Genomic DNA, 15,792 nt, shown 5'->3' on the forward strand with positions numbered 1-15,792 from the left:
GACTTGCAGGGAAAGATTTTATATACCTTGGAACACAGTAGCAGCGACGCAAACCCTGGCGTCTCTATACCCGCACTTCGCTCTTTTTCGGATGGTGACCGAATACCTTTGAGATCCATTTGGGCAGGAAAACAGAACCCAGGATAAGGTAAGGATAGTAGGTGATGAGGCGGTAAAGGACCACCACAATGCTGCTGAAGCCCCCCAGAAACAAGCCGAAGAAGCTCGGGAAGGCCATCTCCACAATACCGGCGCCGCCCGGCGTGATGGCGATCAGCATCACGATCCAGAAAATCAGGTTGCGCGAGATAATCAGCATATGTTCGCCGAAATCCACATCCACGAAAGCGGCGATGAGGCAGTTGAGCAGGAAATAGCGGGCACACCACACAAAGACGGTGGAGATGATGGCGCGGGCCCAGTAATTGAAGTCTTTGCCTTTCAGCTGCTCCGATGCCCACACAATCTCGTTGCCATGCTGGAACGCCTTGACGCGCCACTTGCGCAGAAACCCGATAGAAGTCACTTTCAGCAGCAGCCATTTAAACGCCCTCGGCTTCACGAACAGCGCATAGATCATCGCGAAGGTGTAGACCGCAATCAGGCTGTAGCTGATGTAAAACGCAGACTTCAGCTTCGCCACATCCGACGCATCCAGGTTAAAAGTCGGGAACACCTCCCCCTGCGTGAGCAGCAGGGCAATGGGCGCGGCCACGATGAAAAACATGTTGTCCAGCACCGCCGTCAGCATGACGTACGCCAGCGACTTGCCCAGCGGGATGCCCTCTTTGTTGAGGATAATGGTGGCGATGGTGGTGCCGCCCACCACGGAGGGCGTAATGGCAGAGGCGAATTCCCAGAGCATGATCACATCAATGCTGTTGCGCCACGTCAGGAACTTGTCGGTGAGGCTGCGGATACGGTACATATAGCCGGCGTCGCGCACCACCAGCACCAGCAGGGCCGCCGCCAGCCACCACACGTTCGCCTGGGCAATGCCTTTGAGCTCACTGACCTTATCGTCACGTATGAAAAGCCACGCCGTGGCAGCCAGCCCCAACAACACAGGTATCAGGATTTTGACCGGGCTAAAACTTTTAAGTATTGTCTTCTTGTTTTGATCCATGTGGGTGTTAAGGCGCTTAAGCCGCGCACGGCAATGCTACACAGCGGCACGTAAAGCTATTAACTATTATCAGGCCAAACGGTTGGCCTGATCCGCAAATTTGTGCCGCGACACCTGTTATTCTTCCAGCAGCAACTGCATCACCTGCGCCGCTTGGCCCTCGGCCACGGTGATGGTAAAATCATTAAAGCCCTCGCCCACTTCCACTCCGATGAGGTTGAGCTGAAGCATGTCCAGGATGGCGAGAAAGTTGAAGATCATCCCGATCTTATCCGGGAACTCGGCGATCAGCTGCGAGAAGGCCAGCTGGCTGCGTTCCGTCACCATGCGCATGATCAGGTCGCGCTGGTCTTCGATGGTATAGGGGTAGGTGATGACGGTGTGCTTCGGGCGGCTCTGCTCTTCTTCGTAGCGCACCATCACCCGCTCGAACACGCGCATCATCTTATACAGGCTCAGGTCCTGCAGCTCAAACTCGAAGTGGTTGGCGTTGGCGATCTGCTGCAGTTCCTCGTGTATGTTGCCCCGGCTCTCCTGCGCCAGGCGCTGCTCTTCCATGGCGGTCAGGTCCGGGATGGCGCTCTTGTACTTCTTGTACTCCAGCAAGTGCTGCACCAGCTCCTCACGCGGGTCAATCTCGTTGCCCTCGGCGTCTTTCTCCACCCGGGGCAGCAGCATTTTAGCCTTGATGCGCATCAGCGTGGCAGCCGTCAGGATAAAATCGCTGGCCACCTCGATGTTCAGCTGCTCCAACTGCTGCAGGTAGCCCAGGAACTCGTTCGTGATCTGGAAGATCGGGATATCGTGTATATCCAGCTCGTCGCGCTCAATAAAGAAGAGCAGCAGGTCGAAGGGCCCTTCAAACAGCGGTAATTTAATTTCGAAACTCACCTGTTCTCATCTATGGTTTAGCCGCACGGGGCAGGCTGTTTGACAAAATTAATGATTTTTCGGCAGATGCCGGGCATGCCGGTTCCTGCTACAACCAAATCGGCGGCGGGCAAGGTTCAGAACCTCCGGCACAAATCACCAGTATACCCCCTTTTGCCAGCCCCTGCGGCGCGGGGCAGGCAAAGCCGTCTTTGCCCCTTGCCTCCTTTTATATATAGACAGCTATATATAAAAGAGCCTTTTCTTTTACTGCTCCGTATGCAACAGCAGGGCCGGAGAGACAGCTTGTGTTGCATAAATTTGTTAACTTTGCCCGTTGGCCGGAAGTGTACACCTTAGCCCTATATAAACTTTCGGTAAATTATTTTGTTAGAGGTCTATAAAGGCAATTCTATGATGATTCAACCCGGAGAGCTACTGGCCTCTATCAACACCCCTGCCGACCTTCGGAAGCTGAAGGAGGCCCAACTGTTGCAGGCATGCCAGGAGCTGAGGCAGTACATCATCGATGTCGTGTCGATACACGGCGGCCACTTTGGCGCCAGCCTCGGCGTGGTGGAGCTCACGGTGGCGCTGCATTACGTCTTCAACACACCCTACGACCAACTGGTGTGGGATGTAGGCCACCAGGCCTACGGGCACAAAATACTCACAGGCCGCCGCGACATTTTCCACACCAACCGCAAGTACGGCGGCATCTCCGGTTTCCCGAAAAGAAAAGAAAGCGAATATGATACCTTCGGCGTAGGCCACTCCAGCACCTCCATCTCGGCGGCGCTCGGCATGGCGGTGGCCTCCAAATACAAGCACGAAGACAAGCGCCAGCACATTGCCGTGATCGGCGACGGTGCCATGACGGGCGGCATGGCTTTCGAGGCCCTGAACCATGCGGGCGTGGCCAACGCCAACCTGCTGGTGGTGCTCAACGACAACTGCATGAGCATCGACCCGAACGTGGGCGCGCTGAAAGAATACCTCACCGACATCACCACTTCCCGCACCTACAACAAGATGCGCGACGAAGTGTGGAAAATACTGGGCAAGATCAGCAAGTTTGGCCCGGATGCCCGCGCCATCGTTTCGAAAATAGAAAGCGGCGTGAAAGCGGCCATCCTGAAGCAGAGCAACCTGTTTGAGGGGCTGAACTTCCGCTACTTCGGCCCGATCGACGGCCACGACATCGACCACCTGGTGTCGGTGATGGAAGACCTGAAGCATATACCGGGGCCGAAGATCCTGCATTGCCTCACCACCAAAGGCAAAGGCTTTGCGCTCGCCGAAAAAGACCAGACCAAGTGGCACGCGCCGGGTTTGTTTGACAAGATCACGGGCGAGATATATAAAAAGCACTACGACACGCCGCAGCCGCCGAAGTACCAGGATGTGTTTGGCCACACCATGGTGGAGCTGGCTGAGCAGAATCCGAAGATCATGGGCGTAACGCCCGCCATGCCCTCCGGCTGCTCGCTCAACATCATGATGCAAGCCATGCCCGATCGCGCCTTTGACGTGGGTATTGCCGAGCAGCACGCGGTCACTTTCTCAGCCGGGCTGGCCACGCAGGGTTTGATTCCGTTCTGCAACATCTACAGCACGTTTATGCAGCGCGGCTACGATCAGGTGGTACACGATGTGTGCCTGCAGAACCTGCCGGTGGTTTTCTGCCTCGACCGCGCCGGTTTCGCAGGTGCGGACGGCCCCACGCACCACGGCGCCTACGACATTGCCTATATGCGCTGCATCCCGAACATGGTGGTGTCGGCCCCGATGAACGAACGGGAACTGCGCAACCTGATGTACACTGCTTCACAGGATGGCGCCGGGCCGTTTACGATCCGTTACCCGCGCGGCGAAGGCGTAATGCCGAACTGGCGGACCAAGTTGGAACTCATCGAAATCGGCAAGGGGCGTACCGTGCAGGAAGGCGAGGAAGTGGCACTGCTGACCTTCGGCCATATAGGCAACTATGCGGTGGAGGTGTGTAAGAAGCTAAAATATGACGGTATTACCCCCGGCCACTACGATATGCGCTTTGCAAAGCCGCTGGATGCCGAACTGCTGCACCACATCTTCAGCAAGTATGATAAAGTGATTACTGTAGAAGACGGCTGCCTGCAGGGCGGTTTTGGCAGCGCCGTGCTGGAGTTTATGGTGGACCATGGCTATGCCTCGCAGGTAAAGCGCCTCGGTATCCCGGACCAGATCTTCGAGCACGGCTCACAGTTGGAGCTGCACAAAGAGGCGGGCTTTGACCCGGAAGCCATTGAGCTCGCTGCGCGCGAGATGATCGGGACACCGGTAAAAGTCAGGATTTAGAATACAAAACTCATATATAAAACCTCACAGCGTTTCTTTAACCTGTGAGGTTTTTTTGTTTCTACTGTTTTGTCTTGAGCACTCGGTATCCAACCACCCCTGCCCCTCCTTGTCCTTTCGAGGGCCCCTACCCCCAGGAGGGGAGTCGGCTTCTGTTTCCTTAAACCTTAAGGAATATAGTTAAAGGTATAGCTGTAAAGTAAACTCATCCTATGTAACCATATATAGCCTGCGCTTGCGGTACGGAAGAGAGAAGAAGGAGTAGGAAAGCTCCCCTCCTTGGACAAGGAGGGACAGGGGTGGTTTGACCTTCAGATACAAAAATCATATAAACTATAATTCCGTTTAAGATTCAGGGAACGACAGACATCTTGTGCCCACTACTTAACATCTATCAACATGGGAAACATATATACTGACGCGGGTTCCGGCGATACCCTGGTCTTCCTGCACGGCTTCTGTGAGAGCAAGCAGGTGTGGGCTGATTTTGTGAAGCCGCTTGCGAATCAATTCAGAACAATAGCGCTGGACCTGCCCGGCCACGGAGGTAATACTGGCAACAGCGGCAATCTCAGCATAGAAAACCAGGCAGAGGACGTGAGGCGCCAGTTGGATGAACTGGAAGTGAAGCGCTGCATCCTGGTAGGCCATTCGATGGGAGGCTATGTGGGGATGGCCTTTGCAGAGAAATACGGCCATATGCTCGGTGGCCTGTGCCTCTTCCACTCCTCCGCCCTCCCCGACACGGACGAGAAGAAGGAGAACCGGAATAAAACGATAGACTTTGTGGAACGCAACGGGGTTACGGCATTTATCAACCCCTTCATAGAACCATTGTTCTACGCCGGGAACCGGGACCGACTGAAGCAGGAGATCGAGCTGATGAAAGAGATCGGCCGCCGCACCCCGAAAGAGGCCGTGGTGGGTGCCCTGACCGCCATGCGCGACCGCCCCGACCGTACAGCTGTACTGAAGCAGGCAAGGTTTCCGGTGCTGTTCATCTTCGGGAAAGAAGACGGTGCCGTGCCACTGGAAAAAGCCCTGGAGCAATGCCACCTACCTGACAACAGCACAGTGCTTTTTCTGGGCAACACCGGCCATATGGGCATGTTTGAGCGCAAGAACGAAACACAGAAGGCACTGCAGAACTTTGCCAGAACGGTATATGAATAAGTAGCGCGTTAGAAAGTTGAAGGTTTAAAGGGTTTAAATTGCACCTTGCTATTTTGATAATTACCTAACTCAAAACTACCAATGCCGCCCGCCCCAGCGCCCTCCAGAATTCTGCCTGTTATCGTGTTCTCCCAATTTGCGGGCACCTCGCTGTGGTTTGCAGGCAATGCGGTGCTACCCGAGTTGCAGGCTTCGCTGCAGTTGCAGGAGGGGGCGCTTAGCTTGCTGACATCGGCGGTGCAGTTGGGTTTTATCATCGGTACCCTTTGCTTCGCCTTCTTCTCGCTGGCCGACCGCATGTCGCCGCGGCTGCTGTTCCTGCTTTGCGCCCTGTTAGGTGCCGCTGCCAATGCGTTGGTGCTTTTTTCAGCTACCAGCGTGGCGGGCGTATTGTTGCTGCGCGGCATCACGGGCTTTTTGCTGGCGGGCATTTATCCGGTGGGCATGAAAATAGCCGCCAGTTGGTACAGCGGCAGGTTGGGCAAGGCCATCGGTTACCTGGTGGGGGCGCTGGTGCTGGGCACCGCTTTCCCCCACCTGCTGCGCGGCCTCGGCGCCTCGCTGCCCTTGCAAAGCATGCTGCTGGGCATAAGCTCGCTGTCGGCGCTGGGGGGTGTGCTGATGTACCTGCTGGTGCCCGACGGCCCCTATCACAGCAAAGGCACCCGGTTTGACCTAACGAACATGCTGAAGGTATTCAGAGTGCGGGAGTTCCGGGCGGCAGCCTTTGGTTATTTCGGGCACATGTGGGAGCTATATGCTTTTTGGGCCTTTGTGCCCTATATACTCGCTCACAGTTTTCCGCACCTGCCCCAGGGGCAGCTTTCTATATATAGCTTCTGGGTGATAGGGGCCGGGGCCTTGGGTTGTGTCGGGGGCGGCTATTTGTCGCAGCGGCAGGGCAGCGGCCGGGTGGCTTTTGGGCAGTTGCTGCTGTCGGGGCTTTGCTGTCTGCTGTCGGCGTGGGTGCTGCAGTTACCTGCCCTGCTGTTGCCATTTCTGCTGTTCTGGGGGATGGTGGTGGCTGGCGACTCACCCCAGTTCTCGGCGCTGGCGGCCAAAACGGCCCCGCCACAGTTGGTAGGGACGGCGCTGACGGTGGTGACCTCCATCGGCTTTGCCATCACCATCGGCAGCATCCAGTTAACAGGTTTCCTGCTTACGTTGCTGCCGCCCCACCTGGTGTTCGTGCCGCTGGCCATCGGGCCTGTAATTGGTTTGCGCGCGATGCGGCTCCTGCTTAAAAAAGAAAGCGGCAGCCTGCTGTGACGCAGGCTGCCGCTAAAAAATCGAAACTTCTCCTATTATGTACTCTAAATAGCTGAAAGAGTTGCTGTTTTACTTGGCTTTCAGCTTCATCTCAGAGCCATCGGGCACCTTCAGGTTCATTTCATCATCCGTTAGCTTCGTCACCTCAAAGTTTTCGGTTGTGTTTTCGTTCTCAAACTGCAGTGTCAGGCGCTTCGCGGCCTGGTCAAAAGACCAGGTGCCGGTGCGGAGCTGCCCGCTTTCGCCGAGCGCAAAGCGGCCGTCGGAATAGAACTGCATACCTCCCTGCTGATCTTTGTCTACCTGCTCCACTTCGTCTCCGGCTGCGTTCATTTCCTCATCGGCTACCCAGGTTTTGCTGCTCGGCCCGGAAATCATGTTCTCCGTACCCACCTTGTCTTCCCCGCCGCAGCTTACCAGCACCACTGCCAGCAGCATGGCCAGCAACGTGTGCAGCGTGCTTCTTCCGATATACTTTTTTTCTGTTCTGATCATAGTTTTAAAGTTTATATAGTACATTTCTAATACCGCCCCTGCCGGGCAAGGGCATGCATGCAAGTTGCTTACGGCCTCCGGCAACTTGCCGTTGCAATTAGTGCGGCACAACTAACTCACACAGCAAGCGTATTTTACTTGAATCGGCTTGTGTTGAATACCATATGCCGCCTTATAATTTATAACCGACTTAAATTTTTTATTGATATGGGATTAATGGATTTTTTTAAAAAAGGGAAAGAGGAGCCAGCCAAGCCGGCTGCAGTCCCTAAAAGCACGCAGCGCGCAGCTACCCCACCGGTTAGCCCCACGCACGCAGCTGCCGGCAACGACAACCTGAAAAAGCCAGCTGCCCCGGCCCAGGATACCTATACGGTGCAGAGCGGCGACTCGCTTTCGAAAATTGCCAAGAACCATTACGGCGACGCCAATGCCTGGAAACGCATTTATGAGGCCAATAAGGCGCTTATAGGAGCCAACCCGGATCTTATACACCCAGGCCAACGGCTTGTGATTCCGAGAGACTAAACAGAGCAGGCTATATATAAAAACAGTGGCGGCGGGCATCTAAATGCCCGCCGCCACTGTTTTTATATATAGCCCCGACATTCACGCTGCAATTGCGCTGTCATATATAAGGGTAAACAATTGAGGTGACAGATGCTTTTGAAGCGGACTCCTTGATCATATACTTAACTTGTAAATAAAAGCAGCTACTGGCAATGCCCTTACCATGGCAGAATTCCAAAGGATAAATAAGTTGCTTTCTATGAAACCATATATAATATCCCACCTCTATTAACTGAATAATCCGCAGACAGGTTAAATGCAAGGCGTATGAACCCACGGATATGGGTATAAGATTCACCTATTCGAAACAGCTGTAAAACAAAAGCCGCCCAACCTTTACGGCTGGGCGGCTTTACATCAATAAGTGAGGTCGCTGGCTTAGAAACGCTCGTCGGCAGCGAAGAAGAAATCACCTTCGATCTGCGCGTTCTCGTCAGAGTCAGAGCCGTGCACGGCGTTGGCTTCGATGGATTTCGCGTACTTCCTGCGGATCGTGCCTTCCTCCGCCTGCGCCGGGTTTGTGGCCCCGATCAGTTTGCGGAAGTCTTCCACTGCGTTGTCTTTCTCCAGGATCATCGCCACGATCGGGCCGGAAGACATGTACTTCACGAGGTCGCCGTAGAACGGGCGCTCTTTGTGCACTTCGTAGAATTTGCCGGCTCGCTCGGCTGTCAGCTTTGTTTTTTTCATCGCCACAACACGGAACCCGCCTTGCTCAATCATCTGGGTAATGCCGCCAATGTGGTTTTCAGCCACAGCATCAGGCTTAATCATAGTGAATGTGATGTTTCCGGCCATCTCTTTTAAATCTTTATGGGTTATAGGTCTGTTTCTGGACTGCAAAAGTAGGGCATTTTGCGAAAAATCAGCACACTTTCCCCTTATACTTTCACAGGCTGGCTGGTTCGCTGCAGGCGTTTCCGGCGGCTTTGGCCCACAGCCGGAGCCTATTTTATTGCTTAAGAAGTATTTTATGCTGAAATTCGCGCCTTATATCCTTATCTATCAGAGGATTTAAAACGATGGTATGCACAATATTAATGCTCTGAAAGAGCTTCTTCAGGAGCCTAAAGAGGTGATGATCACCACTCACCACAAACCGGACGCGGATGCCCTTGGCTCCTCGCTGGGTCTGGCAGGCTATCTCAAAAAGAAGGGCCACCGGGTAACGGTTATCACACCCTCCGACTACCCGGACTTCCTGAACTGGATGGAAGGCAACAACGAGGTGATCGTGTACACCGAGAAGAACGATGCCCTGGTGCAGCGGATCATCGCCGAGTCGCAGGTAATCTTCTGCCTCGACTTCAACACGCTCTCCCGCATCCACGAGATGGGCGAGTACATCCGGCAGGCCAATGGCACCAAGGTGCTGATAGACCACCACCTGCAGCCCGAGGATTTCGCGGACCTTAGCTTCTCCAACACCAGCGCCGCCGCCACAGCCGAGATCGTATATGACCTGATCAAGGAAATGGGCGACGCCGCACTCATCGACACCAGCATCGGGGAGTGCCTGTATGCGGGCATCATGACGGACACCGGCTCTTTCCGGCACCCGAACACCTCCCAGAACGTGCACCTGATCATCGCGGACCTGCTGCAGATCGGGGTGAAGACCTCCGACATACACCGCCTCATATATGACAGCTCCACGGAACTGCGTCTGCGTTTTCTGGGTTATGCCCTGAAAGAAAAGCTGGTGGTGCTGCCGGAGTACAAAACCGCCTACTTCGCCATCACGGCAGACGAACTGAAGGCCTACAACTCTAAAACAGGTGACACTGAGGGGCTTGTGAATTATGCGCTTTCTATTGAAGGCATAGTTTTTGCAGCCCTGATCATCGACCGCACGCAGGCGGTGAAAATGTCGTTCCGTTCGGTGGGTGAGTTCTCTGCCAATGAGTTCGCGCGGGCTCATTTTAACGGCGGAGGCCATAAAAACGCAGCCGGCGGCATCTCGATGGACACGCTGGAGGCCACCGTTCAGAAATTCGAAAGCCTGCTGCCGCAGTACAAAGACCAGCTGCAGCAAGCCACAACCAAGTAAAATCTATCACAAATTATATTCATGCTATCTAAAACTAAATTTTTGCTGCCGGTAGTAGCTGGCGCGCTGTTGTTGCAAGGATGCGACAAAAACAAAGATCAATTTTATACGACAGCCGATGGCCTGACCTATAAAATATATGAGCAAACAGAGGACGGTGAGTACGAGAACAAGGGCGAAGTTGCCCCTGCGGATTCTACCGGCGCCAAGATCGGGCAGGTGGTCACCATGCAGATGTCTTACCAGAACGCGGAAGACTCCGTGCTCTTCGACTCGCGCACCCAGAAGCAGCCGGTGATGATCCCAGTGATGGAGCCCACCTTCAAAGGAAGCCTGGAGCAGGCCCTGATGATGCTCTCCCCCGGCGACAGCGGCGTGTTTAAAGTAAACGCCGACTCGCTTTTCGCGAAAACATTCGCCCAGCCGATGCCTCCTTTCATCAAGCCAGGCTCCCAGCTGACCTTCTTCATCAAAGCTGAGAAAGTACAGTCGAAAGAAGAGGCGATGGTGGACCAGCAGAAGATGATGGAGCAGCAGATGAAAGATGCCCAGGCGCACGCGGCCGAGCAGATTAAGATCGACGATCAGAAAATACAGGAATACATCAAGGAAAACAACCTGGAGAACGTGCAGAAGACGGAGTCAGGCGTGTATTACGTGGTACAGGAGCCGGGCAAAGGGCCGCAGGCCGCCACCGGCGACCTGGTTTCGGTGCATTACAAGCTGTCTTTCCTGGACGGCAAGGAAGTGGAGAACTCCCGCAGCAACCCGATGGGCAACGGCGAGCCGTTCCAGTTCCCGCTGGGCCAGGGCCGTGTGATCAAAGGATGGGATGATGCCATTCAGCAGCTGAAAGAAGGCAGCAAGGCTACCCTGCTTGTGCCTTCCACGCTGGCGTACGGCGAGCAGGACCGTGGACCGGACATGCCTGCCAACTCCATCCTCCGCTTCGACGTGGAGCTGGTGGATGTGGAGAAACAGCAATAAATTTTATATAGCGTATGAGATATTTTCAATCATATATAAAGAAGCGGAGCGGCCTGCTTCAGGCGCTTCTCTTCTTTGTAGCGCTCGGGGCCTTTACCTCCTGCGAAGAGGAGTACAAGCCGTTTGACCCAGTAAAACAGCGCGAGACGGATGAACAGCTGATTCAGGAATACCTGAAGAACAACAACGTGGATATGGCCGCCGTGACACGCACAAACTCCGGGTTATATTACCTGAAGCTGGAGGAAGGCACAGGCGCCAAGGTTGAATCCGGCGACAATGTGGAGGTGAAATACAAAGGCTGGCTGCTGAACGGCACCGAATTCGACTCAAACTACGACAGCACCAAGCCTTTTGAGTTTATGGTGGGTGCGCAGCAGGTTATTGCGGGCTGGGACGAAGGCTTGCAACTGATGCACGAAGGCGAAAACGCGCGGTTATATATCCCGTCCCGTCTTGGCTATGGCCAGAGACCGGCAGGCACCATCCCCGCAAACTCCGTATTGGTTTTTGATGTGGAAATAGTGGACATCAAGTAAATTTTGAGAATACCTGAAAAGGCCGGGGCTATATATAGCCCCGGCCTTTTTTTTGCCCTTGGGCTTTGTTGAGGCCCGCTTATTCCGAGAGCACCTCCGACAGGATCGCCAGGGATTTTATCTCGCCCAGTTTGTCCACGTGCAGCTGGTAGTAGCGGATGAGGACGTCCAGCAGCTCGCGCCGCACGCGGCCATTGGGCACAATGCCCGGCGCCGGCTCGCCCAGCAGCTTATCAAAATACTGCTCGTGCGCCTGCAGCGCCAGCACCGTGGGCGCCGACGTGGCCGACTGCGCATTGGCTGAAAAAGCGACCTGCTCCACTATCTCCGCCCCGGAGCCCGGTCCGAACCCCAGGTGGTAGCTGAGCTGCAGCAGAAACACCAGGTGAAAGTTTTCGAAGCCCCGCTCCTGCGCATCAAAGTAAATAATCGCGTTGTAGAGGAAATGAAACAGCACCGGGTTCTCCTCCTCCTCCTTTATGGTGCGCGACACCATCTCGGAGAGGAACAGCAAAATGCTGCTCTTTCGGATATCAAACGGGATGGAGGAAAAGGGGTGCGCTATTTTGAATTCGGAGATGCGCGTCAGGCCGCCTTTGTGCGAGGTGTACACCACCATCTCCAGCAGCGTGAAGGGCTGGAACAGGGCCACGCGGGAGCCGGGCCCTTTCTTGCGCACGCCGTTCACAATATAAGACTGCACCCCCAGCGCCTCGGTATAGATCCGGGCAATAACCGACGACTCGCGGTACTTGATGTGGTTGAGTACGATACCCCGCGTTTTAACTAACATATAGAGGACTTTCGCAAGAAGGATAACGCTTTGCTATATAGCATATTAACTGGCTGTATGATTGAACCACATGAGTTTTACGTATCGGCTTGCAAATAAATAACCACTAAAAATTATCAGCAGCTAACAATCAGCTCCTTTGGCGGCGGGCCCTCCCCTATTCCAGTACGGCGATTTTGCTGATGCAGGTTTGCTTCCCGCTTTCGTCCGAGCTCATCACCAGGTACACGCCCGCCCTGACGCGTTTGCCGTTGTAGTCGCGGGCGTTCCAGGCGAGGGTGCCGCCCGTGGCCCTGGTTTTATATACCAGCGTGCCCGCGATGTCGGTGATGCGCACGTGGGCGTTGTTCGGCAGGCCCGACACGCCCACCAGGCCGGTATAGTCGCGGCGCACGGGGTTCGGGAACACGGTGGCACACTCCGGCTCCCCCTCAGTAACGGTGGCGCCTGCGCGGTAAGAGGCAAGGCCGGCCGTAGTTGCCACGAACACCTCGCCCGTCTGGTGCTCCACCGCCACCGACAGCACACTATCGGAAGGCAGCGGGCTGTTCTGGGCGGTGTAATGCCGTAGCAGCTCATCGCCGTCCGGGCCGAAGTGCCAGAGGCCACTGTCGGTGCCCACCCACTTGCGGTTGGCACCGTCTACGGCAATCGCACGCACCGTCTGCCCGTTCAGCAGGGGGCGCCCGTCAATAATGGGCAGGTGGGCATCATATGGCTGCGTCTCAAAAACGAAGTCAGTATTGTAGTAGATGCCCACGCCATTGGCGGTGCCTACCCATATATCCCCGTTCAGGTCTTTGGCCATGCTGTGCACGGAGCCGTCCGGCAAACCGCCTTTCCCCTCGCCCACAGAAAGAGAAAGCACCCGTTTCTGCACGTCGTCATACACCAGCAGGCCGCCGTTGCTTTTGCGGCGCGAGACGGACAGCCACTTCTGCCCGACATCGTCAATCAGTATATGGCTCAGGTTGTTTCCGTCAGCCACTCCCGGCAGCACAGATGATTCCCAGGTGCCGTCCGGGTGTAGCGTGTGCAGCCCCGGCGCGCCAGCCTGCTGGCTGGGGTTTACCACCCACAGGTTGCCCGCCGCATCCACCGCCATATCTGTCACGCGCACGCTCTCCCGGTCTTCCGGTGACAGCGCGCTCACCAGGGTGCTGTTGCTGTTGTTGTGGCGCACGGCGCTGCCTACGCCGCCCCATTCCAGCACGCCATTGCCGTAGCTCCCGAAATACATTTTTCCGGTGACCGGGTTATATACCGCCGTCACAAGATCCCGGGTGGGTATATACGCCTGCGGGTCGGGGTACAGAAACTGGTTGTAGTTCGACCACCTGCCGTTCTCATGCACAAAAAAGCCGTCGCGGATATGGGCGGGCAGGTAACTTTCAGAATAGCCTCCGCTCAGCACATAGGTTTTGCCCCTGTGGGTGTATAGCTGGAAACTATTGATCGAGTAAGGGCCATTCGGGGCGAAAGCGGCGGCGGCAGTGCCATCCGTATTTAGCCGCACCAGCCCATTTACGCGATCCGCCACCCACACCTTGCCGTCAGCACCCACAAGGGCGTCCTGCGGCGCGGGGAGCAGCTCGTGCGCCAATGCCTGCACCTGCCGCCGCTGGTCCAGCAGCGTAACGCCGGAGGCTGTCGCGATGGTCAGGTAGCCGTTGGCGGCAGCCAGGCTGTTGATAACTGTGGTAGAATCCACTGCGGTGCGGTGCCAGCTTCCGCCGCGCAGGGTATATAAACCGCCGGACGCGGTGCCGGCATAGAGCTTTTCGTGGAAGGCCGCGAGGCTGGCAGCGGCACCAGCGGCAGGCAAACCGGCATTCAGGCTTGCCCAATGGCGGAAGTCCTGCAGATTTGCCCCGGACCGCTGCGCCGCCAGCACGCCCAGGTTGGTGGCGATATAGATGCTGTCGCGCAGGATGGCGGCTGCCTGCACATCCACGGCCGCACCCTGCGGGCCAAGGTTGCCATAGGTGTCTTTTATTTCCAGCTTCTGGAGGTCCACCACCACCACCCCGAAGGAGCTGGAAAGGTAAGCCAGCTTGTCCGCTATATGGATGTGGTTGATCTTTTTTTCGCCGGGGAGGGCCTTCCGGAAGATGTCACGGATGGTGTAGATGGTGTTGTCGCGCAGCAGATCGACCTGCGTGCTGGCGTAAGCGATCACAAGCGTGCCGGTAGCGGCATCATAGCCAATGGCGCTGATCTGCTGCTCCTGCAGGCCATCCACCTTCGAAATGGGTTGCGTCGTGTTGAACTCCTTGTCGTAATAAAAGAGCCCGTTGGCGGTCGCCACATACACCCTGTCTCCGGCATCGGCCACCGCCATGGCCTGCTGGTACGGCACGTGCACCTGCCAGTTGCCGAGTGCCAGGTTGCGCTGCCCATATACCTGCCCGCTAATTAGCACCAGCACTGCGATCAGAAAGATGCAGGTCATATATAGCTGCTGACGGAAGATGGGCGCTGGGCTCATGGATTTATATAGGCTGCTTTTGGCGTTGCGCGAAACGGCGGCACGCTGCAAACTGTAACGCTTATTTCTTGTTTTTCATGCCTTCGACGAAGCAGTGGCGGCAGCGGGCCTCGTAGGAGTCGGTCTCGCCCAAAAGCACCTGTTGCGCTGAGGCGGCGCTGCGGTAAGAGTAGGTGGCAATATCGCCGCACTGTACGCACACGGCGTGTACCTTGGTGACGTACTCGGCCACGGCCATCAGCGCCGGCATCGGGCCAAATGGCTTGCCCAGGTAGTCCATGTCGAGGCCGGCGGCGATCACACGCACGCCGCTGTTAGCGAGTTTTACGCATACTTCGGCCAGCCCCTCATCGAAGAACTGGGCCTCGTCCACGCCTATCACATCGCAGCTGCCGCCCAGCAGCAGCATGTCCTGGGCAAAGTCGATGGGCGTGGAGCGGATCGAGTTGGCGTTGTGCGACACCACGTCCTCCTCGTGGTAGCGCTTGTCGATGATCGGTTTGAATATCTCGATACGCTGCTTCGCGATCTTCGCCCGGTTCAGCCTCCGGATCAGCTCCTCTGTCTTCCCCGAAAACATTGATCCGCAGATCACCTCAATCCATCCTCTTCTGGCAGCCCGGTTAATGTTGCCTACGCGTGGTTCAATAAACATTTCGGATGATGTGTTCTTATATATGGTTGAATGGATATATGGCTAAATGGTTGATTGCTGCCTCCCTGAAGCATTTTCATTTTAACTTTCAGTGCTCTGAGTATAGCGCAGGTGCGGCAGCTTGGTTTGCTCTGGCACTTTCCCGGTGGCATCGCCGCCTTCCAATGTACATTGGCAGGCCAACCGTTCGTTATCTTTCAGGCGGCCGCGGCTGCGGTAGCGCAATTCGGCCTCCGTCAGCGGCCCGAAATGCGCCAGCCCCTGCAGCACAATAATGCGGCAGGTAGTGCAGCGGCCCTTGCCCCCACAGGCGTGCATCCAGTCCTGGCCCTGGGCCTGCAGGGCGGCGAGCAGGGTTTGCCCCGGTGCAATTTTTACTTGAAGCTGCGCGAGGTTTTGCACCGTCAACTTCGGCATAATTTTATAACTTTACAGGAGAT

General features: G+C 55.8%; 15 protein-coding genes. 7 read left to right on the forward strand and 8 right to left on the reverse strand.

Annotated elements, in window-relative coordinates; genetic code table 11:
- Positions 1-64 precede the first annotated feature (64 nt).
- Together ABD920_RS12300 and ABD920_RS12305 are read right to left on the reverse strand one after the other, a co-directional pair.
- On the reverse strand, positions 65-1,126 hold the full coding sequence (locus ABD920_RS12300) for a lysylphosphatidylglycerol synthase transmembrane domain-containing protein (RefSeq protein ID WP_345159385.1): 1,062 nt from the start codon (positions 1,124-1,126) through the stop codon (positions 65-67).
- Positions 1,127-1,243: 117 nt separating this feature from the next.
- Positions 1,244-2,017: a segregation and condensation protein A gene (locus ABD920_RS12305; RefSeq protein ID WP_345159387.1), complete on the reverse strand. Its 774-nt coding sequence runs from the start codon at positions 2,015-2,017 to the stop codon at positions 1,244-1,246.
- A 393-nt stretch (positions 2,018-2,410) separates the two neighbouring features.
- On the opposite strand from ABD920_RS12305, the gene dxs reads away from it, so the two are divergent.
- The 3 genes from dxs to ABD920_RS12320 all read left to right on the forward strand — a co-directional run bounded on the left by dxs (position 2,411) and on the right by ABD920_RS12320 (position 6,775).
- Positions 2,411-4,333 (forward strand): 1-deoxy-D-xylulose-5-phosphate synthase, encoded by a 1,923-nt coding sequence (dxs, locus tag ABD920_RS12310; RefSeq protein ID WP_345159389.1) that lies wholly within the window; start codon positions 2,411-2,413, stop codon positions 4,331-4,333.
- A 399-nt stretch (positions 4,334-4,732) separates the two neighbouring features.
- Positions 4,733-5,506, forward strand: a complete 774-nt coding sequence (locus tag ABD920_RS12315) for an alpha/beta fold hydrolase (protein WP_345159391.1) — start codon at positions 4,733-4,735, stop codon at positions 5,504-5,506.
- 81 nt (positions 5,507-5,587) lie between these two features.
- Positions 5,588-6,775 (forward strand): MFS transporter, encoded by a 1,188-nt coding sequence (locus ABD920_RS12320; protein WP_345159392.1) that lies wholly within the window; start codon positions 5,588-5,590, stop codon positions 6,773-6,775.
- Positions 6,776-6,844: 69 nt separating this feature from the next.
- On the opposite strand, the gene ABD920_RS12325 is transcribed toward ABD920_RS12320, so the two are convergent.
- On the reverse strand, positions 6,845-7,270 hold the full coding sequence (locus ABD920_RS12325) for a lipocalin family protein (RefSeq protein WP_345159394.1): 426 nt from the start codon (positions 7,268-7,270) through the stop codon (positions 6,845-6,847).
- A gap of 216 nt (positions 7,271-7,486) precedes the next feature.
- Between ABD920_RS12325 and ABD920_RS12330 the strand changes: the two genes are divergently transcribed.
- The gene (locus tag ABD920_RS12330) at positions 7,487-7,798 is read left to right on the forward strand and encodes a LysM peptidoglycan-binding domain-containing protein (protein WP_345159395.1); all 312 of its coding nucleotides are present in this window, start codon (positions 7,487-7,489) and stop codon (positions 7,796-7,798) included.
- A 420-nt stretch (positions 7,799-8,218) separates the two neighbouring features.
- On the opposite strand, the gene ABD920_RS12335 is transcribed toward ABD920_RS12330, so the two are convergent.
- The gene (locus ABD920_RS12335) at positions 8,219-8,638 is read right to left on the reverse strand and encodes a nucleoside-diphosphate kinase (RefSeq protein ID WP_345159397.1); all 420 of its coding nucleotides are present in this window, start codon (positions 8,636-8,638) and stop codon (positions 8,219-8,221) included.
- Positions 8,639-8,867: 229 nt separating this feature from the next.
- On the opposite strand from ABD920_RS12335, the gene ABD920_RS12340 reads away from it, so the two are divergent.
- Genes ABD920_RS12340 through bamJ form a run of 3 tightly spaced genes read left to right on the forward strand, consistent with a single transcriptional unit; the run spans position 8,868 to position 11,416 of the window.
- Entirely contained in the window at positions 8,868-9,890 is a 1,023-nt protein-coding gene (locus tag ABD920_RS12340) for a DHH family phosphoesterase (protein ID WP_345159398.1), read from the forward strand.
- Between the two features lie 21 nt (positions 9,891-9,911).
- On the forward strand, positions 9,912-10,877 hold the full coding sequence (locus ABD920_RS12345) for an FKBP-type peptidyl-prolyl cis-trans isomerase (protein ID WP_345159399.1): 966 nt from the start codon (positions 9,912-9,914) through the stop codon (positions 10,875-10,877).
- A 14-nt stretch (positions 10,878-10,891) separates the two neighbouring features.
- Positions 10,892-11,416 (forward strand): BamJ family beta-barrel-assembly machinery protein, encoded by a 525-nt coding sequence (gene bamJ, locus ABD920_RS12350; RefSeq protein WP_345159400.1) that lies wholly within the window; start codon positions 10,892-10,894, stop codon positions 11,414-11,416.
- 79 nt (positions 11,417-11,495) lie between these two features.
- On the opposite strand, the gene recO is transcribed toward bamJ, so the two are convergent.
- The 4 genes from recO to ABD920_RS12370 all read right to left on the reverse strand — a co-directional run bounded on the left by recO (position 11,496) and on the right by ABD920_RS12370 (position 15,769).
- Positions 11,496-12,209 carry a DNA repair protein RecO gene (gene recO, locus ABD920_RS12355; RefSeq protein WP_345159402.1) on the reverse strand — a complete coding sequence of 238 codons (714 nt, stop codon included), beginning with the start codon at positions 12,207-12,209 and terminating at the stop codon, positions 11,496-11,498.
- 157 nt (positions 12,210-12,366) lie between these two features.
- Positions 12,367-14,697 carry a type IX secretion system anionic LPS delivery protein PorZ gene (gene porZ / locus ABD920_RS12360; protein WP_345159403.1) on the reverse strand — a complete coding sequence of 777 codons (2,331 nt, stop codon included), beginning with the start codon at positions 14,695-14,697 and terminating at the stop codon, positions 12,367-12,369.
- 61 nt (positions 14,698-14,758) lie between these two features.
- Positions 14,759-15,352 (reverse strand): thymidine kinase, encoded by a 594-nt coding sequence (locus ABD920_RS12365; protein ID WP_345159404.1) that lies wholly within the window; start codon positions 15,350-15,352, stop codon positions 14,759-14,761.
- 81 nt (positions 15,353-15,433) lie between these two features.
- On the reverse strand, positions 15,434-15,769 hold the full coding sequence (locus ABD920_RS12370) for a 2Fe-2S iron-sulfur cluster-binding protein (protein WP_345159406.1): 336 nt from the start codon (positions 15,767-15,769) through the stop codon (positions 15,434-15,436).
- Positions 15,770-15,792: the final 23 nt, after the last annotated feature.

The sequence above is a fragment of the Pontibacter saemangeumensis genome, assembly GCF_039541895.1.
Classification (GTDB): Bacteria; Bacteroidota; Bacteroidia; order Cytophagales; family Hymenobacteraceae; genus Pontibacter; species Pontibacter saemangeumensis.